The sequence below is a fragment of the Bradyrhizobium sp. U87765 SZCCT0048 genome, assembly GCF_018131225.1.
In the GTDB taxonomy this organism is placed as follows: Bacteria; Pseudomonadota; Alphaproteobacteria; order Rhizobiales; family Xanthobacteraceae; genus Bradyrhizobium_A.
Map to the genome: position 1 here is coordinate 1 of NZ_JAFCMM010000003.1, position 18,602 is coordinate 18,602.

Sequence of the window (18,602 nt, forward strand, 5' to 3'; positions counted from 1 at the left end):
ACGTCCACACCGTGAAGGCCGGTATCAACTACCGCTTCAACTGGGGTGGCCCGGTCGTCGCCAAGTACTGAGACTAAGTACTCAGAACGATCCGGAACCTGATTTCAGGTTCCAGCAAAAGCCCGGCGCAAGCCGGGCTTTTCGCTTTTTGAGGCGCAGCGATTGCACCATGGCACCCTTGCCGGGCGGCCGATCCACGCCCACATGGCGATCAGCCGTATCGGTTTTCGCCGGTCCGGGCCGTTCGCCCCGCGCTGGGACTGGAAGCCCAGCACCGTTCCTGATATGTTCCGTGGACAAATCGGTCGTTCTGAGTCCCCGGCCTTCCGGCGCTCTGCCCCCGGTGTACGATAACGGAAAGCCCCCGAGCTTTCCGGCAGATCGTGCTTGACCGACGGACACGTAACGAGCGACGCGGCGTCGCGCGGACCGCCGGAGGCAAAGGTGCCGTCCTGGCTCGCAGGCGCTGCGACAACCAACAACCCGACAACCGCGCGGCCGACGCGCTGGGAATGCTTTCATGGATGAAGTTCTCAAGGCCAGCCGCAAACAGAATGGCGCCAACAGCCGCGTGATCAGTGTCCGCGGCGCGCGCGAGCACAATCTCAAGAACGTCAATCTGGAAATCCCGCGCGACAAGCTGGTGGTGCTCACGGGCCTCTCCGGCTCCGGCAAGTCGTCGCTGGCATTCGACACCATCTACGCCGAGGGCCAGCGCCGCTATGTCGAGTCGCTGTCGGCCTACGCCCGCCAGTTCCTGGAAATGATGCAAAAGCCGGACGTCGACCAGATCGACGGCCTGTCCCCGGCCATCTCCATCGAGCAGAAGACGACCTCGAAGAACCCGCGCTCGACCGTCGGCACCGTCACCGAGATCTATGACTACATGCGCCTGTTGTGGGCGCGTGTCGGCGTGCCCTATTCGCCGGCGACCGGCCTGCCGATCGAGAGCCAGACCGTGTCGCAGATGGTCGACCGCGTGCTGGCGCTGCCCGAGGGCACCCGCCTCTATCTGCTGGCGCCGGTGGTGCGTGGCCGCAAGGGCGAGTACCGCAAGGAGCTCGCCGAATACCTCAAGAAGGGCTTTCAGCGGGTCAAGATCGACGGCGCGTTCCATGAGCTCGCCGAGGCGCCGGCGCTCGACAAGAAGTTTCCCCACGACATCGATGTCGTCGTCGACCGCATCGTGGTGCGCCCCGACATCGCCCAGCGCCTCGCGGAATCGTTCGAGACCGCGCTGAAGCTCGCCGAAGGCCTCGCCGTGGTGGAATTCGCGGACGCGCCGGCGGAACCCGAGAAGAAGTCCGACAAGAAGACCGCCAAGATCCATGACAAGAGCGGCCCCGAGCGGCTGCTGTTCTCGGAAAAATTCGCCTGCCCGGTGTCCGGCTTCACCATCCCCGAGGTCGAGCCGCGGCTGTTCTCCTTCAACAACCCCTATGGCGCCTGTCCTGAGTGCGGCGGCCTCGGCGTCGAGCAGCACATCGACGCCGACCTTGTCATTCCCGACAAGGACGCGACGCTGCGCAAGGGCGCCATCGCACCATGGGCGAAGTCGTCGTCGCCCTATTACGTGCAGACCCTGCAGGCGCTCGGCAAGTTCTACAAATTCACCCTCGACACCAAGTGGAAGGACCTGCCGAAAAAAACCCAGAACGCCATTCTCTTTGGCTCCGGCGACGATGAGATCAAGTTCGCCTACGAGGACGGCGTGCGCTCCTACGAGACCAAGAAGCCGTTCGAGGGCGTGGTCACCAATATCGAGCGCCGCTTCCGCGAGACCGAGAGCGAGTGGGCGCGCGAGGAGCTCGGCAAGTACTTCAGCGACATCCCCTGCAAGGGCTGCCACGGCTACCGGCTGAAGCCCGAGGCGCTGTGCGTCAAGATTGGCGGCAAGCACATCGGCGAAATCTCCGAGCTCTCGGTGAAGAAGGCCGGCGAGTGGTTCGAGAACGTGCCGTCGCTGCTCAACACCCAGCAGAACGAGATCGCGGTGCGCGTTCTCAAGGAGATCCGCGAGCGGCTGTCGTTCCTGATCGACGTCGGCCTCAACTACCTGACGCTGTCACGCTCGTCAGGCACGCTGTCCGGCGGCGAGAGCCAGCGCATCCGCCTCGCCTCGCAGATCGGCTCGGGCCTCACCGGCGTGCTCTACGTGCTGGACGAGCCGTCGATCGGCCTGCACCAGCGCGACAACGCCCGCCTGCTCGATACGCTCAAGCGGCTGCGCGACCTCGGCAACACCGTCATCGTGGTCGAGCATGACGAGGACGCCATCCGCCTCGCCGACTATGTCGTCGACGTCGGTCCCGGCGCCGGCATCCATGGCGGCCAGATCGTCGCCAAGGGCACGCCCGCCGAGGTGATGAGCAACCCGAAGTCGCTGACCGGCAAGTACCTCACCGGCGAGATGGCGGTCGAGGTTCCCGAACGGCGGCCACCCAACCACCGCCGCACCATCAAGGTGATCAATGCGTCGGGCAACAACCTCAAGAACGTCTCGGCGGAAATTCCGCTGGGGCTGTTCACCTGCGTCACCGGCGTGTCCGGCGGCGGCAAGTCGACGCTGCTGATCGACACCCTCTACAAGGCGATCGCGCGCAAGCTCAACAACGCGAGCGAGGGCCCGGCGCCGCACGATCGCATCGAGGGTCTCGAGCACATCGACAAGATCATCGAGATCGACCAGTCGCCGATCGGCCGCACGCCACGCTCCAACCCCGCGACCTACACCGGCGCGTTCACGCCGATCCGCGAGTGGTTCGCCGGCCTGCCGGAAGCCAAGGCGCGCGGCTACGAGCCCGGCCGCTTCTCGTTCAACGTCAAGGGCGGCCGCTGCGAGGCCTGCCAGGGCGACGGCGTCATCAAGATCGAGATGCACTTCCTCCCCGACGTCTACGTCACCTGCGACACCTGCAAGGGCAAGCGCTACAACCGCGAAACCCTCGAGGTGCTGTTCAAGGGCAAGTCGATCGCCGACGTGCTCGACATGACGGTCGAGGAAGCCGCCGAGTTCTTCAAGGCGGTACCGCGGGTGCGCGAGACCTTCAAGACGCTGCATCGCGTCGGCCTCGACTACATCCATGTCGGCCAGCAGGCGACGACGCTGTCCGGCGGCGAGGCGCAACGCGTCAAGCTCGCCAAGGAGCTGTCGAAGCGCGCCACCGGCCGCACGCTCTACATCCTCGACGAGCCGACCACCGGCCTGCACTTCCACGACGTCGCCAAGCTGCTGGAGGTGCTGCACGAGCTGGTCAGCCAAGGCAACACGGTGGTGGTGATCGAGCACAACCTCGAGGTCATCAAGACCGCGGACTGGGTCATCGACCTCGGCCCCGAGGGCGGCGACGGCGGCGGCGAGATCGTCGCCTGGGGACCGCCAGAGGACATCGTCAAGGCGCCGCGCAGCTACACCGGCAAGTTCCTGGCGCCGGTGCTGGCCAAAGCCAACAAGCCGCGGCGCCGCAAGGCGGCCACCAAGGCGAGCGACGATCTTGCCGGCGAGGCCGCGGAGTAATCCTCCCCCCGCGGTCACCACGGCGGGAATTTTCCGGACCCGGGGCTGTTTGATCGGAGATGGTTCGCTCCCTTCATCGCCGCCAGTCAATCCGGCTCTTCGTCGCCACCGTGCTGGCGATGGCCGCGCTGTTGCCGGCCCGTGCCGAGGACTGCGGCTTCAAGACGCCGCCGGACATCGACATCGGCCGCGAGCTGATGATCACCGATCTGTCGGTGGTCAACGACGCCCGGGCGTCCGGCTCCACCGGCGCCTGGTCGTTCGGCACCCTGATCACGCGCCTTGCCGCGGGCCGACAAGCCGGCGCCGCGGTCAAGGCCTGGCTGGCGACCTGGGACAGCGCCGGCGTCGTCAACGGCTTTGCGCTGCCGGCACGCGCAGCAGTCCATGCCCGCTTGGTGGCACCTTGGATGGCGATGGATGGCGCGACATCGTTCGCGAGCTGGACTCCCGATCTTGCCCACGCCCCCTTCCGCCTGCTGGCGATCGTCTATCGCCCGGACCTTGGTATCGTCAGTCGCGACGGCGCGATCGCCAATGCCGGCGAGGCCCGCCTGGTGTTCACAGCGCTCGATCTCGCTGAGGTCGCCGATCCCGACAGGGCGCCACCGCTGCCGTTCACGCTGATCTTCGAATACGCCCTGCCCGCCACCGATCGCGACCAGGTCAAGGCCTGGGCCGAGCGCTGGCATGGCCTCGGGCGGCTGCCCCACGGCGAGGCTTACAACGCCGCGCTGCAGGCGATCACCGACGCCTTCGACGGACGGGCTGCCCCCGCCACCGTGCGGCTGCGCACCAATGACGGCCTGTCGCAGCCCTGGCAGCTTCGGGAATACCATCGCGCTCCCGACAGCGGCCTGCTGGTCAATGCGCCCGTCAGCAACACGCCGCATCTCAGCCTGACCGCCGCGCCTGACGCGCTATCCGCCTTCGTCAACGACAACCGCGGCCACGATCTTCCCGGCGGCTTTCTCGGCGGCAACGCCGATATTCCCGATCCCGCCTTCCGCTGGCCGGCGATGGCCATCGCCAACAATGTGCTGCGGCACAATTTCGCGATGCTGACCTGCAATGGCTGCCACGCCGCCGAAACCGGCCGCAAGGCCGACGAGACCGATCCTGCCCATGCGGGCTTCCGCCACATCGGCGGGCGGATGAAGCAGGAGCAGGCGACGCTCTCGGAATTCCTCACCGGCAATCCGGCAACGGTGCCCGATCCGACCGGCAAGCTCCAGACGTTCTGCGATCTCAAGATGCGCCAGAAGGCGATGTTCGAGGCCCTGAACCCGCTGCCGGCATCGGCAGCGGCGGCACCGCATCCCGACGACCTGTCGGTGGCGCGGTCGCGTCGCGACCGCACAGACTAGATCGGCCTCACCACGATTGCCCGGCTGGTGGCTACTGCCCGTGCCGTGCGAGCTCGTCGTCGCTGAGCTCCCAGTCCTGCCACAGCTTGAGCGCCGCCAGCAGGATCACGACGCCGCCGAGGCTCGAGTGCCAGTACCGCAAAACACCCTCGCCGGCATAGCCGAACATGTAAGGCGACACGATCAGCCAGATGCCGAGGCCGGCTTCCGCCACCTCCTCCCAGCGCTGCAGAACGACGTATTCGAGCTGTGCGAGGAAGAACACAAGGACGCCGACGACAAAGGCATTGGCGACGGCGATGCGCAGGTCGGTCTGGCCTGCGAACCAGGGCGACAGCGCGATCAGGAGGCCGGCTAGCATGCCGAGCCAGTCCTCCCAGGCGCGATGGGGTCCGAAGAGACGCGAGTTCAGCATGTTTGCCTCCTCCTTTTCGGAAGCGGCATACGTCGGAACGAACAGCCCCAGCGGATCGAGACTTGCGAACGGTTGCCGATGTCGCTGGGCCGGCCAGAACCGCACACGTATGTCCAGTTAAGGACATAGGCGGCCGGCGCGGCTTTGCAAGACGTCGGCGCCCGTGGTTTGATGTCGTCCGAACCGCAGGAGACCGCATGAGCGACGTCGTCAACAATACCGAAAAACACCGCTTCGAGCTCACGGTCGAGGGGTACCTGGCCGCCACGTATTACACACTGGCGCCGGGCGTGATCACGTTCACCCATACCGAAGTGGCCAAGGAGCTCGGCGGCAAGGGCGTCGGCTCGCGCCTGGTGAAGGGCGCGCTCGACCAGGTGCGCCGGGATGGTCTCAAGGTGGTGCCGCAATGCCCGTTCGTGCGGGCCTATATCGAGAAACATCCGGACGAATCCGATCTGCTGGCCTGACCACATCATCCACGCCGCCATGACCGACAACGCCTCCCGCCCGCCCTCCGGCGCCGTCCGCGACAATGCCGCCTTGCGGCGTTTCGAGATGGACGCCGGCAACGCCGTCGCCTTCGCCAACTACCGGATCGCCGGTGACGCCGTCGTCATCACCCATACCGAAACGCCGCCGGCGCTGCGCGGCCACGGCGTCGCCTCGCAGCTCGTCGAGGGCGCGCTGCACCTCATCGCGGCGCGGAACCAGAAGGTGGTCGCGGGCTGTAGCTTCGTGGTCGACTATCTGCGCCGCCACCCGGAGTGGCGTGCGCTCGAGGCATAAAGGGGACGGCCCCGCGGCCTCCGACAGGCCGATCCGACTGGAATGCCTCCAAACCGGTCGCTGCCGCTCCTGCCCGCGCTTGCGGTGAGCACGGAAAGCCCCCACCTAGGCGAGGCCATTTCCCGTCGCGCGCCGAACCGGCGCTGCGCAGCCAAAGGACATCGAGCATGTTGTCAACCGAAGCGCGGGTCGCCACCGCCTCCGCCAGCCGCTACCTCCAGCAACTCTGCAAGCACTGGAGCCACAAGTTCGCCGTCGAGTTCACGCCGGAAAAGGGTCGCATCCCGTTCGCCGACGACCGCACCGCCCTGCTCGAGGCAACCGACGACACGCTGACCATGCGCATCGAGGCCGCGGACTCGGCCACGCTGGACCGGATGGAAGGCGTCGTGGTCGAACACCTCAAGCGTTTCTCGTTCCGCGAGGACCTCGGCGATATCCGCTGGACGCGGGCCCAGTAAGCAGCTGCCCTGCCGCACCGGGTCAGGAGCGCTCCAGACACAGCCACCAGCCCGGTGCGAACTTGCGGTACAGCAACATGCGGCGCGGTCCCGCTCCATCCGTGTCGAGATCGCCCGACATTTCGTCGGCAGGGAGCGGAAGCGCGCCGAAGGTGTAGCCCTTGGCCGCGCCGCTGACCGCAAGGCCGCTCGCGAATGCGGTGAACTCGAACCGCGCGCCATGGCGCGCCACCCCGACAAGGCCAGCGTCCCGCATCAATCTGCGATAGACAGCGAGACGTTCAGGCGTCAGCCCGGCATTCACCGGATCGGCCGGCTCGATCCATGTTTCGCCGAGCCGTTGCAATCGTTCGTCCTGCTGCAGCATCGCGACGAGTTGCGCGAACGTGCTGCGATGGGCACGCCAGTTGGTAATCAGCGCCGCATCGTCCGGCAGCGTGACCGGCCAGCCGATGGCCGACGGCGATGACAACGAGCGCACTGCCGCGCCTCCGAGCACCAGCCCGGGAAGCGCAACCACGGCAACCATCGCCATCTTTCGCAGCATTCGAACGCTCCGGCCCAGCAACCCGTGTTGGTCGCAGTGGCCTGCCGGTGCGTTCGAATCCGCTCGGCTCAGACAATCCGGATCGACACGTCCGGCAGGCCGTCGAGCCTGCACAGCAGCACATCGCCCTTGACCACCGGACCGACGTTTTCCGGCGTTCCGGAATAGATGATGTCGCCGGCCTTGAGCTCGAACGCCTCCGACAGCTTGGCGATCTGCTCCGCGACGCTCCAGATCATCTTCGTAAGGTCCGAGCTCTGCCGCACCGTGCCGTTGACGGCGAGCGAGATCGCCCCCTTGGTGAAGTGCCCGGTGCGGACCGCCGGATGAAGCGGCCCAAGCACGGCGGCATGGTCGAAGCTCTTGCCGATCTCCCACGGCTTCTTCTCGGCCGCCATGGCGTTCTGCAGATCGCGGCGTGTCATGTCGAGGCCGAGCGCATAGCCATAGACGTGATCGAGTGCGCGCTCGACCGGAATGTTGCTGCCGCCGGATTTCAACGCCGCCACGAGCTCCACTTCATGATGATAGTTCGTGGTCAGCGATGGATAAGGATGATCCGCCACGACGCCGACCTGCACGTTCTGGATCGCGTCGGTCGGCTTCTGGAAGAAGAACGGCGGTTCACGATTGGGATCGGAGCCGCGCTCAATGGCGTGCGCGGCGTAGTTGCGGCCGATGCAATAGATGCGCCGCACCGGAAAGACCGCGTTCTCGCCGGCAACCGGAATTGTCACCGCCGCAAGATCGAACAAAGGCCTCGCGCCGCTCTCGGCGACGGCGGATGCGGCAGGTGCGGCAACGCCCGCCAGCGTCGCCGCACCCGCGGCGAGAACAGTCCTGCGGTCGGGTATCATAATGAATCTTCTCCCTGCGTTCGATCGCATGTTGTCGGATGGTTTCATCGCGTCGTCGCCGGCGGCACCGGCTCCATGCCGCGGGCACGGATGATGTCTGCGGCCTCCGCGCCGCGCAGCCAGGTGATCGCCGCCTGCGCCGCCGTGAGCTGCGCGGCCGTCCGCGCGACCACCACGGAATAGGTCGTGTAGCGCTGGATCTCGGCCGGCAAAGGGCCCGCAAGCACGACGCCTTTGACGGGCAGGATCTCGCTGATCTGCTGCAAGGCAAGATCGGCTTCGCCGCTGACGACCCGGTCCGCAGCGTTGCCGCCCCTGACCAGCACCGCCTTCGCCCGCATCTGCGGCCCGATGCCGAGTTGGTCGAACAGGATCGACAGATAGACCCCGCTGGTGCCGCCGGCGGCCGGGTCGACGTAGGCCACCGCCCGCGCCTTGAGCAGCGCCTCGCGAAAATCCGCGACGCTGTCCAGCGCCGGCCGCTCGGCGCCGTCCCTGACGCCGACGCCGACACCGACCCGCGCGAGATCGACAATCTGCCCGGCGATCGCGCCGCTCGACCGGAGGGCCTCCAGCGCCTCGGGCGAGGCGATCAGCACATCGAAAGGCTCACCGGCAGACACGCGCCGGATCAGTCCGCCGACAGTATCGGCTGCGATCTCGACCGATGCGCCGGCCGCGGCGGCGAGCTGCGGTTCGCCGACCACCAGCACCTGCCTGAACGCCCCGGCGGTGAGGATTTTCAACGACGCGCCCTGCGCGGGCGACAGCAGGCAGGCCATCGCGAACCATAGCGCCATGGCCACAGCCCATCGCCCTCTCATCATCTGCCCCGCCATCCATCGCCCGTTTGCATCGCCCACGACCGCAGTTGAGCACCAAAGCGCGCCAGCCACCAGCCCACGGCGCCGCAGCGAGATCGTGCGGGCAAGGCGCGCATGCGCCACGCCCCACGGCGCATGCACCACAACGCACAAGGGCCCGCGTGCGGGCCCCTGCAATCGGTATTTGATGGAAGAGCGAGCGGTTCAGGTTTTCAGATCATCCGGCACCTTGCCGCCGTTCTCGGCGAGCTTGGTGATGACCTGCTTGTGCAGCCAGATATTCATCTTGGCCGAGTCGTTGGTGTCGCCGTCGTAGTGCAGCTCCTTGGCGAGCTCCTTGCGCGCGGCGAGGCTGGAGTCGAGATTGAGTGCCTTCATGAGATCGACGATCGACGTGCGCCACTCCAGCTTTTCCTTCTGCGCGGCGACCGCCTTGTCGAGAATGGCGGCAACATCCACCGTCTGTGCGGGCGCGGCAGCGCCACCGCCTGCTGCCGGAGCCGTGGCCGGCGCCGCATCGGTCGGCGCGGCGCCCGGGGCCGCCGGCGCGGCTTCGGCCTTGGTGCCGAAAATGGCGCCCATAATCTTTCCAAAGATGCTCATGATGTCGCTCCCAAATCACTTTGAACCGGATCGCTCGATCGGACACGAGAGGCCGCTTTCGGCGAGCATCGCGTCCGACGGCGGCAACTCTAGACGCGCCCCAATGACTTGCCAATGTGCGAAACTACGCACCGGCGAAGTTCCTGGCGGCCGCTGTCGCGCGGCTGTTGCAATGACCGAAAACCGCGCAATCACAGGCAGATGTTACAGTCCTGTGACGCCGGCACAGCGCCGTTGGAAGACATCCGCGGCGACCGCTTCGCACGCATCATGCTGCGCGTGCACATAAACAAAATCACCGAACCGTGAGAACCTTTTGGTTCCACCGGCGTTAGTCTGTTGCGACAGGTTGCGACAAGTCCTGCCCGGCAGAGCTTTTCTCGTTGCACTTGGTGTTGTTGCCTTTGGTCCGCGAAGCTGATCCGCCGGCATCGGCTTGATCGTGATCGCTCCGGCGAAAGCCGGCACGCGCGCGGCGGGCATGTGCCCGCCCCTCGCGCACCAAGGGAGAACGCTCATGGGCATTCCGTATCCAGGCCATGCGCCTGCACAGGTGACAGGGGGCGCAGCGGCGGCGCCGGTCGTCCGCAAGATCAGCGTCTCGGATCTCGGTGACGTCCTGCAACACGGCTGGGACGACTTCAAGGCTGTACCGAGCCACGCGGTGATGCTGTGCCTGATCTATCCGGTGCTTGGCCTCGTCATCGCCCGCCTGGTACTCGGCTACTCGGTGCTGCCGCTGCTGTTTCCGCTCGCCGCCGGCTTCGCACTGCTCGGTCCGTTTGCCGCCGTCGGCCTCTACGAACTGAGCCGCCGCCGCGAGAACGATGAAGATGTCTCCGCTTCGCAGGCACTGGCGGTGCTGCGCTCGCCCTCGTTCGGCGCGATGCTCGGCCTCGGCACGCTGCTGTTGACGCTTTTCGTCGTATGGGTGGCGACTGCGCAGGCGATCTATGTCGCGACCTTCGGCTACGCCCCCGCCGCCGGCATCCCCGACTTCGTCTCGCGCATCCTCACCACTCCGCAGGGTTGGACGCTGATCGTGGTCGGCTGCGGCGTCGGCTTCCTGTTCGCATTGGCCGCCCTGTGCGTCAGCGTGGTCTCCTTCCCCCTGATGCTGGACCGCCACTCGTCCGCCACGGACGCCATCCTGACCTCGTTGCGGGTCGCGGCCGCGAACCCCGTGCCGATCGCGATCTGGGGCCTGATCGTCGCAGTGCTGCTGGTAATCGGCTCGATCCCCGCGTTCCTTGGCCTTGCGGTCGTCGTGCCGGTGCTCGGCCACGCCACCTGGCATCTCTACCGCAAGGTCCTGGAGCCTGATCCCAATCCCTACCGCGAACCAACCCAGCCGCCACGCCAGGGCCGGCGCTACGCCGCTGATTTTCCGGCCAACCTGCTGCCATGGACCCGGGAAAGGGATCCATCGAGCCAGGAGAAGGATCCGTCGTGAAGACGCGCGCCGCGGGTTGATCGCTGCGCTCCGGTTTGGCAAGGAAGCCGCGTTGGACCCACAACCAGCGCGGCTTCATGTTCGATGCGATCACATTCGCCGGTGGCGGCAACCGGTGTTACTGGCAAGGCGGCTTCTATGAGACTGTCGCTGACGGCCTCGGCCTCAAGCCTCGCCTCGTGGTCGGCGCCAGCGCCGGCGCCTTCGCGGCGACCTACAGCCTGCTCGGCATCGGCCCGCAGGTCCGTAGCGGCGTGATCGGCGCCTGCGGGCCTCATCTGCGGAATTTCGATATGGCCGCCTGGCGCCGCGGCGAGCCGCTGTGCCCGGTCGGACCGATGTATCAGACCCTGCTGGCCGAGACCGTGGATGCCGCCGCGCTCGCCCGCATCAACGCCCTGACCGACTTCCGCATCGCGGTGGCGCGCCTGCCGCGCGGCCTGTCGCCGGCCGTCGGCGCGGCGGTCGGGATCGGCGCCTACCAGATCGAAAAGCATCTGTTTCATCCCGTGCATCCGCGTTTCGGCCGGGCACTGGGCTTTCGCAGCGAGTTCGTCGCCGCGCGCCATCTCAGCGACCCGCAGCAGATGCGCGACGCGCTGATCGCGAGCGGCGGCGTGCCGCCATTCATGCCGGTCACGACGGTCGGCGATCGTCCCGCCTTCGACGGCGGCCTCGTCGACAACGTCCCGGTCGAGCCGCTGCAGGAGATCGAGGCCGCCGGCGGCCGCACGCTGGTGCTGCTGACCCGCCGCTACCGGACACTGCCGTCGGTCGCCAACCGCCTCTACGTCCAGCCTTCGGAAAAGATCGCGGTCAGTCAGTTCGACATTACCGACCCGGACGGCATTCGCCGTGCCTTCGAACTCGGCTGCAGGGACGGCGAGGCCTTTCTTCACGCGCACAAGCCATGAGCCGAGCCAGCCGCGCCTTGTTTTGGCCGCGCTTGCCATCAAAATTTTCACGATCCAGGGCATGATGATTTGCCGGAACCTGATGATTTGAAGTGCAATGCGCTGTGGTCCGTGAGTCGCACCGGCTCCCGGGCGTGTCGCCATGAAGGATCGCAATGACCGTTCGATCGCCGCTGTCCGCCGCCCTGCTCGCTTCGTTGCTGCTCGCCCCGCTGTCGGCGGCCCATGCCGCTGCCGCCTGCGGCACCGGCAATTTCGATACCTGGCTCACGGACTTCAGACGCGATGCCGCCGCGCAAGGCATCTCCCAGCATGCGCTCGATTCCGGCCTCGGCGGCGTGACGCCGGACCAGAGCGTCCTGTCGCGCGACCGTGGCCAGAAGGTTTTCCAGCAGAGCTTCGAGGAGTTTTCCGGCCGCATGGTGCCGCCGCGGCTGACGCGCGGGCGCAACCTGATGAAGCAGTACGGCTCGGTGCTGTCGCGCATCGAGCAGCGCTACGGCGTGCCGGGCTCGGTGCTGGTGGCGATCTGGGGACTGGAGACCGACTTCGGCGTCAACACCGGAAAATTCCAGACCATCCGCGCGATCGCGACGCTGGCCTATGACTGCCGGCGCGCCGAGATGTTCAGGGGCGAACTGATGGATGCCTTGCGCATCGTCGACCGCGGCGACCTCGCGCCCGCTGAAATGCGCGGCGCCTGGGCCGGCGAGATCGGCCAGACCCAGTTCATGCCGTCGTCATGGATAAAATACGCCGTCGACTTCGACGACAACGGTCGCCGTGACCTGATTCACAGCACCCCCGACGTGCTGGCGTCGACCGCAAACTATCTATCGAGCTATGGCTGGAAGCGCGGCCAGCCCTGGGATCCGGGCACCGACAACTTCGCCGTGATCCAGCAGTGGAATAAGAGCACGGTCTACGCCAGGACGGTCGGCTATTTCGCCACGCAACTCGAGGCGCCCTGATCGATTCATCCGAGGCGGATTGTGCCGTGGCCCGGACCGACCGGGCCACGGCACAGCCTCGACTCAGTGCTGGTGTTGCTGACCGGCGCCCGCGCCGACACCGTTGACGCTGAAGTTGACGTCGACCTTGCCGGCCTTCTCGAACTCCAGCGTCGTCTTCAGGCTGTCGCCCTGCTTGAACGGCTGCTTGAGGTCCATGAACATCACATGGAAGCCGCCGGGCTTGAGCTCGACCGTCTCGCCGGGCTTGATCTCGAGGCCGTTCGGCAGCGGCCGCATCTTCATCACGCCATCGGTCATCGACATTTCGTGAATCTCGACACGGCCCGCGAACGGCGCGCTGCCGCCCACGAAGCGGTCCACCGACTTGCCGTTGTTGGTGATCTTGAGATAGCCGCCCCCGATCTTGGCGCCGCCGGGCGTGGCGCGTGTCCACGGCGCCGTGATGGTGAGATCGCCGGCCTTGTAGATGTCGTTGCCGGTGGTCGCGGGCGTCGACATGTCCATGCCGGCATGACCGCTGTGGTCCATCTGCGCCTGGGCCGTCGTGGTATCGGCGACGATGCGCAGTTGCGGCGCGGGCGTCTTGAGATCATGCGGCGACTGCTGGTCCGCGGGCACGTCGACCCAGCGCGCCTCGCCCTTGGCGCACTGCTGCACCGTCGGGAAGTAGATCGCCTGGCCCGGCTTGAGATCGCCACTGAGGAAGCTGACGAACACGAACTCGTCGTAGTTGTCGCTGGACAGGCTGCCGCCGGACCAGACGATCTCCTTGACGCCTTCCTTCATCGTCTCGCCGTGGCTCTGGTAGGGCTTGGCGTACTCGCCGCGCGTGGTGGCGAGCGTCCAGCCGGCCTTGGGCATCGGCTTCACTCCATAGACGCCGTCGGGAATCTGCACCCGCAGCGTCTGTGTCGCCTCGCTGCCGCAGCCGTGAGGCACCTGCAGCACGGCCTTGTAGTAGCTGTTGGGCTGCGCCTGCGACGTCGCCAGCGTGACATGGGCGAAGGCGGCAGTGTGCGAGACGGCGAGCGCCAGCGCCGCGCCGGACAGGCCGAGAAGCGGCCGAAAGCAGCCGCGCGAAAGATCGGTCATGGGATGGTCCTCTGCGATATGATCTGAATGACGTGACGACGGCGGATCAGACCGCGAGCGGAGGCGCGCGTGCGGCAAATGCCGCGGCGACGGCAGGAAGGTGAGCAAAAGGACTGGCGTTCGGCGATGGCGCACCGGCGATCGCCATGCGGCGCGGTGCCGGGCCGGCTGCCTCGGCCAGCACACCCCCGCCGACCGCCGTCAGACAGGCCTGTGCGCAGTCGTGATCATGTGCCGGCGACGTGGGGCCGAGGCCATCGGGACGCTCGGCGGCCCGTGCGATCTGGCGGCAGAGCACCCCGAACTCGCCCAGGGCCCCCTGAAGACCCGGCATGCCGTGACCCGCGCCGAACCAGCCCGCGGCAATCCCCTGCAGCGCCAGGGCGTAGATCAGGGCGAAAACCGGCAGACGTCGCGACATGGCGTGCCTCAGCATGGCCTTGGCTATGCCACGGGCCGGCCGCGCCGTCCATCGACCGCGTGGCCGGCGCGCCGCCCTCGCCAGCCCCGGGACGACGACCGCCATGGAAGATCCATTCACTCCGGATCAAAAAGAGAATTAAAAATCACTACTTCATCGTTCCATGCGAAAAATCATGGTTCTAAGCTGCCGATATTTTGGTCTTGGCAATGAATTCGCCAAGGCAATCACCACGGCGACCGCGCAGCAGAAGCATGACAGAACGATGACTACATGAATGATATTGCTGGTCTAATATGCTATCCGGAACCATACTTGGAGGCCTTATTCTGGATTGAGGCAGGTGGCGAATATTTAATCAGTCCTTGCCTAAGATATGCGTATATCGCTTAGCTGCATCGCAACATAAGCTATGCTGCACCGCAGATTCGTAGCCTATATTCCTCAGCAACGGAGCGGCTTCCCTCCAAGGGCTGAATCCGGATATTGAAGGAGACTAAAGCAATGTTGATGTCACTGATCCGCGCTATCCAGGCGTTTCGGGATTATCAGCGCAACCTGAACGAGCTGTCCCGCTTGAGCGATCGCGAACTGGCCGACATCGGCCTCGATCGTTCGGACATTCCGCGGGTTGCTGCTGGGTCCTACAACGGCTGACCTCTTCGATCTGATCGAAGACCGGACAACGCCCGCTCAATCGGCGGGCGTTTTCGTTTTTTTGGGTCCCGTCGCGACGAGCCAAGGCCCCGGGTGCGATGCGCTTCCACGCCCCTGCCGGCAGACCTCGCAGTCATCCACCGCCGAGGTTGCCTTGCCGTCGGTCAGGTTCTAGGTGTGAGCCCATGACGAGCGCACACGACAATCTGGAACCTATTCACATCATCGGCGCCGGCCTTGCCGGTTCCGAGGCCGCCTGGCAGATCGCCGAGGCCGGCCTGCGCGTGGTGCTGCACGAGATGCGCCCCATGCGGATGACCGACGCCCATCGTACTGACGGCCTCGCCGAGCTCGTGTGCTCGAACTCGTTCCGGTCGGACGACGCGCAGAACAATGCGGTCGGCCTGCTGCACGCCGAGCTGCGTCGGCTCGGGTCGCTGATCATGCGCTCCGCCGACGCCAACCAAGTGCCCGCCGGCGGCGCGCTCGCGGTGGACCGCGACGGCTTTTCCGCAGCCGTGAGCAACGCCCTCGCCAACCACCCCCGGATCGAGATCCGCCGCGGCGAGGTCGCCGGGCTGCCGCCGCAGGACTGGACCCATGTCATCGTCGCCACCGGCCCGCTGACCTCGGCGCCGCTTGCCGAGGCGATCCGCGCCACGACTGGCGAAGACTCGCTGGCCTTCTTCGATGCCATCGCGCCGATCGTGCATCGCGATTCCATCGACATGACCATCGCCTGGTTCCAGTCGCGCTACGACAAGGTCGGTCCGGGCGGCACCGGCGCCGACTACATCAACTGCCCGCTCACCCGCGAGCAGTACGATGCCTTCGTCGATCAGCTGATCGCCGGCGAGAAGACCGACTTCAAGGAGTGGGAGACCAACACGCCCTACTTCGACGGCTGTCTGCCGATCGAAGTCATGGCCGAGCGAGGCCGCGAAACCCTGCGCCACGGCCCGATGAAGCCGGTCGGCCTGACCGATCCCAACAACCCGACGGTCAAGCCCTACGCCATCATCCAGCTGCGCCAGGACAACAAGCTCGGCACGCTCTACAACATCGTCGGCTTCCAGACCAAGCTGAAGCATGGCGAGCAGAGCCGCATTTTCCGCACCATCCCCGGCCTCGGCCAGGCGGAATTCGCCCGCCTCGGCGGCCTGCATCGCAACACCTTCCTCAACTCGCCGAAACTGCTCGACGGCCAGCTACGGCTGAAGGCCCAGCCGCGCCTGCGCTTCGCCGGCCAGATCACCGGTTGCGAGGGATATGTCGAATCCGCCAGCATCGGTCTGCTCGCGGGCCTGTTCGCCGCCGCCGAGGTGCGCGGCGAGAACCTGTCCTCGCCGCCGCCGACCACGGCGCTCGGCGCGCTGCTCGGCCACATCACCGGCGGCCATATCGAGACCATCGACGCCGGCCCGCGCTCGTTCCAGCCGATGAACATCAATTTCGGCTTGTTCCCGCCGCTGGCTTCGCCGCCAACCCGCAAGAGCGACGGCACGCGGCTGCGCGGCAACGAGAAAAGTGTCGCCAAGAAGCAGGCGCTGTGCGCCCGTGCGCTCGCCGACATCGACCGCTGGATCGCCGAGACACGGCGCACCCCGGCGGCTGCCTGAACGCGTCGTTCCGACGCTGCATCGTTTTCTGTCATTGGATCACGGATGGCCCTACCGAAACAGGACATCACCGCCCTGTCCGACCACTGGATCGACGGGGTCCTGCTGAAACGCGACGTGTTCTCGACCGTCGAGCGTGGCCGCTTCCGCACGCCCGACGGCGAGGCCGGCGCCGTGTTGCGCCGGCTCGACCAGGTGCCGTGGTGGTCGTATCCGCTGGCGCGCCATCTGTTCAGGCGCGAGCGCGCGGCGCTGCTGCGCACCCGCGATCTCGGCATCGGTCCGCCGCTGCTGTGGGCTGGCGACAAGCTGCTGGTGCGCGGCTTCATCAATGGCGTGGCGCTGCATCTGGCGCGGCCGTTCGGCGACGCGGCCTACTTCGCTTCCGCCAAGCTGGCGCTGCGGCGGATGCATCGCGCCGGCATCTGCCACAATGATCTTGCCAAGGAGCAGAACTGGCTGCGCGGCGCTGACGGCAAGGCCTACCTGATCGACTTCCAGCTCGCTCACTGCTTCAGCCGCCGCAGCCGCCTGTTTCGTGTCGCGGCCTATGAAGACCTGCGCCACCTGCTCAAGCACAAGCGCCGCTATGCGCCGGAAACGCTGACGCCGAAGGAAGTGAAGATTCTGGCACGCAAGTCGCTGCCGGCACGGATCTGGCTGATGACCGGCAAGAAAGTCTACCGCGCCATCACCCGCGGGCTGTTCAACTTCACCGACCGCGAGGGCGGCGGCCGGCGGCTGGTCAACGACGCGCCGGTGCTGGTGGATCGCATCAAGACGCATCCGGAGGTGCGCGACGCCGCGATCGTTGCCTTCGCCGACCGCCGCACCGGTGTCGGCCTCTACGCCTTCGTCGAGGCCGATGCGCCTGCGATCGAAACCGAGCTGTCGTCGTCGCTGAACAGCGCGCGCGGCCTGCCGAAACCGCCCGAGCACATCCAGGTGGTCCCTGCGCTGCCGCGCGATGCGGCCGGCACGGTGCGGACGGAGATCCTGCAGCTCGTCGCCATGAACCAGATCGACCTGATCGAACCGTTGCTGACCAGCGCCGATGACCGCTCGTTCATGAAGAGCATCCTCGACCAGCGCAAGAACCTGCGCGATCGCTTCAGTTTCTGAGGCGTCTCGGTTCAGATCAGGTCACGGGCGAAAATGCCGATGGCCTGCTTGAGAACGCTGTTCTCGCGCTCGAGCCGCGCGATCTCTGCCGGATAGTCGATATCGAGCGCTGCCGCGGCGGCGCTCACCCGCGCGCCGTCGTCGCCGTCCGAACGACCGGCGACCGTCAGCGTCTTCGGATAGATCTTTTCCATGAACGCGAAGTCCTGCTCGTCGATGTCGACGCCGCCGGGGATCGGCTTGCCGTCCTTGGTGATCGCGCCGGGGATCTGGTAGCACATGATCGAATTCGGGTCGGAGTGACCGGTGCCCCACAGCGAGCTCTCTTCGATCGGCGTCAGCACCTGCTGGATCACGCCCTCCTCCGACCAGCCCTGCGTCGCCTGGAAAAACGCGATGGCTTTCTGGCGGTCGATCCGCTCCACCAGTTCGCGGCGCATGTGCTCGTGCGGGCATCCGAGCGTATGCCCGGTCTCGTGGCGCACCACCCGCACGAACTCCGACTCCCGCGTGTTCATGGTGAACGCCTCGAGATTCATCGTCGGCTCGCCCGCGGGAATGTGCAGGATATCGGTGCCGACATAGGACGAGTAGCCATGCTTCTCGGCGCGCGCGATGCGAACCATCGGCGACAGGTTGCTCTCGACAAAAGCGACGTTCAGCCGCGTCGACCACGCGTTCATGTGCAGCAGGATTCGCGCGCGCAGCTCCGGCGGCGGATTGTCGAGGAATCCGACCGTCAGACGCACGCCCTTGGTGTGCCAGAATTTGCTGGTCAGCACCGAGATATAGGCGAGCATCGGAGGCCCGTTGGCGACGAGCCCTGACAGCCGATGGACCGGCGCAGCGTTCAGCGGATTGATCTCGATCGCGGTCTTGGCGGCGCGTTCGAGCAGATGTCCCGGCAGCGATTTCGGCGTGCAGATCGCGCAATCGTCCATGAGCAATGGCCTCCCGGTGAGGAGCGGAC

Annotated in this window: 19 protein-coding genes; 11 read left to right on the forward strand and 8 right to left on the reverse strand. The window is 66.3% G+C overall.

Translation table 11 applies throughout. The features are described 5' to 3' along the window. Positions 1-520 precede the first annotated feature (520 nt). Both uvrA and JQ639_RS18560 read left to right on the forward strand, forming a co-directional pair. Positions 521-3,517, forward strand: a complete 2,997-nt coding sequence (gene uvrA / locus JQ639_RS18555; protein WP_211970450.1) for an excinuclease ABC subunit UvrA — start codon at positions 521-523, stop codon at positions 3,515-3,517. Positions 3,518-3,576: 59 nt separating this feature from the next. After that, entirely contained in the window at positions 3,577-4,884 is a 1,308-nt protein-coding gene (locus JQ639_RS18560) for a hypothetical protein (RefSeq protein WP_211970451.1), read from the forward strand. A 31-nt stretch (positions 4,885-4,915) separates the two neighbouring features. Here the strand turns inward: JQ639_RS18560 and JQ639_RS18565 are convergent, their stop codons facing one another. Next, positions 4,916-5,299 (reverse strand): SPW repeat protein, encoded by a 384-nt coding sequence (locus tag JQ639_RS18565; protein WP_211970452.1) that lies wholly within the window; start codon positions 5,297-5,299, stop codon positions 4,916-4,918. Positions 5,300-5,496: 197 nt separating this feature from the next. Here JQ639_RS18565 and JQ639_RS18570 point away from each other — a divergent pair, with 197 nt between their 5' ends. The 3 genes from JQ639_RS18570 to JQ639_RS18580 all read left to right on the forward strand — a co-directional run bounded on the left by JQ639_RS18570 (position 5,497) and on the right by JQ639_RS18580 (position 6,549). Next, positions 5,497-5,769 (forward strand): GNAT family N-acetyltransferase, encoded by a 273-nt coding sequence (locus tag JQ639_RS18570; protein WP_211970453.1) that lies wholly within the window; start codon positions 5,497-5,499, stop codon positions 5,767-5,769. A gap of 19 nt (positions 5,770-5,788) precedes the next feature. Beyond that, on the forward strand, positions 5,789-6,088 hold the full coding sequence (locus tag JQ639_RS18575) for a GNAT family N-acetyltransferase (protein WP_211970454.1): 300 nt from the start codon (positions 5,789-5,791) through the stop codon (positions 6,086-6,088). Between the two features lie 167 nt (positions 6,089-6,255). Then, positions 6,256-6,549 (forward strand): DUF2218 domain-containing protein, encoded by a 294-nt coding sequence (locus tag JQ639_RS18580; protein ID WP_211970455.1) that lies wholly within the window; start codon positions 6,256-6,258, stop codon positions 6,547-6,549. Between the two features lie 22 nt (positions 6,550-6,571). Here JQ639_RS18580 and JQ639_RS18585 read toward each other — a convergent pair whose 3' ends face one another. The 4 genes from JQ639_RS18585 to JQ639_RS18600 form a co-directional block, all read right to left on the reverse strand. Continuing rightward, on the reverse strand, positions 6,572-7,096 hold the full coding sequence (locus tag JQ639_RS18585) for a hypothetical protein (RefSeq protein ID WP_211970456.1): 525 nt from the start codon (positions 7,094-7,096) through the stop codon (positions 6,572-6,574). Between the two features lie 68 nt (positions 7,097-7,164). Beyond that, on the reverse strand, positions 7,165-7,953 hold the full coding sequence (locus JQ639_RS18590; RefSeq protein WP_211970457.1) for a fumarylacetoacetate hydrolase family protein: 789 nt from the start codon (positions 7,951-7,953) through the stop codon (positions 7,165-7,167). Positions 7,954-7,997: 44 nt separating this feature from the next. Continuing rightward, positions 7,998-8,921 carry a molybdate ABC transporter substrate-binding protein gene (locus tag JQ639_RS18595; protein ID WP_349644695.1) on the reverse strand — a complete coding sequence of 308 codons (924 nt, stop codon included), beginning with the start codon at positions 8,919-8,921 and terminating at the stop codon, positions 7,998-8,000. A 60-nt stretch (positions 8,922-8,981) separates the two neighbouring features. Then, positions 8,982-9,380: a DUF3597 domain-containing protein gene (locus tag JQ639_RS18600; protein ID WP_211970459.1), complete on the reverse strand. Its 399-nt coding sequence runs from the start codon at positions 9,378-9,380 to the stop codon at positions 8,982-8,984. Between the two features lie 517 nt (positions 9,381-9,897). Between JQ639_RS18600 and JQ639_RS18605 the strand changes: the two genes are divergently transcribed. From JQ639_RS18605 to JQ639_RS18615, 3 genes are all read left to right on the forward strand, one after another. After that, positions 9,898-10,833 carry a DUF2189 domain-containing protein gene (locus JQ639_RS18605; protein ID WP_211970460.1) on the forward strand — a complete coding sequence of 312 codons (936 nt, stop codon included), beginning with the start codon at positions 9,898-9,900 and terminating at the stop codon, positions 10,831-10,833. 77 nt (positions 10,834-10,910) lie between these two features. Further along, positions 10,911-11,747 carry a patatin-like phospholipase family protein gene (locus JQ639_RS18610; protein ID WP_211970461.1) on the forward strand — a complete coding sequence of 279 codons (837 nt, stop codon included), beginning with the start codon at positions 10,911-10,913 and terminating at the stop codon, positions 11,745-11,747. 155 nt (positions 11,748-11,902) lie between these two features. Continuing rightward, on the forward strand, positions 11,903-12,718 hold the full coding sequence (locus tag JQ639_RS18615; RefSeq protein ID WP_211970462.1) for a lytic murein transglycosylase: 816 nt from the start codon (positions 11,903-11,905) through the stop codon (positions 12,716-12,718). Positions 12,719-12,781: 63 nt separating this feature from the next. Here JQ639_RS18615 and JQ639_RS18620 read toward each other — a convergent pair whose 3' ends face one another. Beyond that, entirely contained in the window at positions 12,782-13,813 is a 1,032-nt protein-coding gene (locus JQ639_RS18620; RefSeq protein WP_211970463.1) for a DUF1775 domain-containing protein, read from the reverse strand. Between the two features lie 46 nt (positions 13,814-13,859). Beyond that, positions 13,860-14,234, reverse strand: coding sequence for a hypothetical protein (locus tag JQ639_RS18625; protein WP_211970464.1), 375 nt, complete (start codon positions 14,232-14,234; stop codon positions 13,860-13,862). 504 nt (positions 14,235-14,738) lie between these two features. Between JQ639_RS18625 and JQ639_RS18630 the strand changes: the two genes are divergently transcribed. From JQ639_RS18630 to JQ639_RS18640, 3 genes are all read left to right on the forward strand, one after another. Further along, the gene (locus JQ639_RS18630) at positions 14,739-14,891 is read left to right on the forward strand and encodes a DUF1127 domain-containing protein (RefSeq protein ID WP_211970465.1); all 153 of its coding nucleotides are present in this window, start codon (positions 14,739-14,741) and stop codon (positions 14,889-14,891) included. Positions 14,892-15,076: 185 nt separating this feature from the next. Beyond that, the gene (gene trmFO / locus JQ639_RS18635; protein WP_211970466.1) at positions 15,077-16,510 is read left to right on the forward strand and encodes a methylenetetrahydrofolate--tRNA-(uracil(54)-C(5))-methyltransferase (FADH(2)-oxidizing) TrmFO; all 1,434 of its coding nucleotides are present in this window, start codon (positions 15,077-15,079) and stop codon (positions 16,508-16,510) included. A 45-nt stretch (positions 16,511-16,555) separates the two neighbouring features. After that, positions 16,556-17,632, forward strand: coding sequence for an AMP-binding enzyme (locus JQ639_RS18640; RefSeq protein ID WP_211970467.1), 1,077 nt, complete (start codon positions 16,556-16,558; stop codon positions 17,630-17,632). Between the two features lie 11 nt (positions 17,633-17,643). Here JQ639_RS18640 and JQ639_RS18645 read toward each other — a convergent pair whose 3' ends face one another. Next, the gene (locus tag JQ639_RS18645; RefSeq protein ID WP_211970468.1) at positions 17,644-18,573 is read right to left on the reverse strand and encodes a M12 family metallopeptidase; all 930 of its coding nucleotides are present in this window, start codon (positions 18,571-18,573) and stop codon (positions 17,644-17,646) included. Positions 18,574-18,602: the final 29 nt, after the last annotated feature.

Bases quoted from the DNA above. Each gene is read 5' to 3' on its own strand.
- JQ639_RS18640 (WP_211970467.1), top strand. From the start codon at position 16,556: ATGGCCCTACCGAAACAGGACATCACCGCCCTGTCCGACCACTGGATC.
- JQ639_RS18600 (WP_211970459.1), bottom strand. From the start codon at position 9,380: ATGAGCATCTTTGGAAAGATTATGGGCGCCATTTTCGGCACCAAGGCC.
- JQ639_RS18625 (WP_211970464.1), bottom strand. From the start codon at position 14,234: ATGTCGCGACGTCTGCCGGTTTTCGCCCTGATCTACGCCCTGGCGCTG.
- JQ639_RS18585 (WP_211970456.1), bottom strand. From the start codon at position 7,096: ATGCTGCGAAAGATGGCGATGGTTGCCGTGGTTGCGCTTCCCGGGCTG.
- JQ639_RS18645 (WP_211970468.1), bottom strand. From the start codon at position 18,573: ATGGACGATTGCGCGATCTGCACGCCGAAATCGCTGCCGGGACATCTG.
- uvrA (WP_211970450.1), top strand. From the start codon at position 521: ATGGATGAAGTTCTCAAGGCCAGCCGCAAACAGAATGGCGCCAACAGC.
- JQ639_RS18605 (WP_211970460.1), top strand. From the start codon at position 9,898: ATGGGCATTCCGTATCCAGGCCATGCGCCTGCACAGGTGACAGGGGGC.
- JQ639_RS18565 (WP_211970452.1), bottom strand. From the start codon at position 5,299: ATGCTGAACTCGCGTCTCTTCGGACCCCATCGCGCCTGGGAGGACTGG.
- JQ639_RS18610 (WP_211970461.1), top strand. From the start codon at position 10,911: ATGTTCGATGCGATCACATTCGCCGGTGGCGGCAACCGGTGTTACTGG.
- trmFO (WP_211970466.1), top strand. From the start codon at position 15,077: ATGACGAGCGCACACGACAATCTGGAACCTATTCACATCATCGGCGCC.
- JQ639_RS18630 (WP_211970465.1), top strand. From the start codon at position 14,739: ATGTTGATGTCACTGATCCGCGCTATCCAGGCGTTTCGGGATTATCAG.
- JQ639_RS18580 (WP_211970455.1), top strand. From the start codon at position 6,256: ATGTTGTCAACCGAAGCGCGGGTCGCCACCGCCTCCGCCAGCCGCTAC.
- JQ639_RS18615 (WP_211970462.1), top strand. From the start codon at position 11,903: ATGACCGTTCGATCGCCGCTGTCCGCCGCCCTGCTCGCTTCGTTGCTG.
- JQ639_RS18560 (WP_211970451.1), top strand. From the start codon at position 3,577: ATGGTTCGCTCCCTTCATCGCCGCCAGTCAATCCGGCTCTTCGTCGCC.
- JQ639_RS18570 (WP_211970453.1), top strand. From the start codon at position 5,497: ATGAGCGACGTCGTCAACAATACCGAAAAACACCGCTTCGAGCTCACG.
- JQ639_RS18575 (WP_211970454.1), top strand. From the start codon at position 5,789: ATGACCGACAACGCCTCCCGCCCGCCCTCCGGCGCCGTCCGCGACAAT.
- JQ639_RS18590 (WP_211970457.1), bottom strand. From the start codon at position 7,953: ATGATACCCGACCGCAGGACTGTTCTCGCCGCGGGTGCGGCGACGCTG.
- JQ639_RS18620 (WP_211970463.1), bottom strand. From the start codon at position 13,813: ATGACCGATCTTTCGCGCGGCTGCTTTCGGCCGCTTCTCGGCCTGTCC.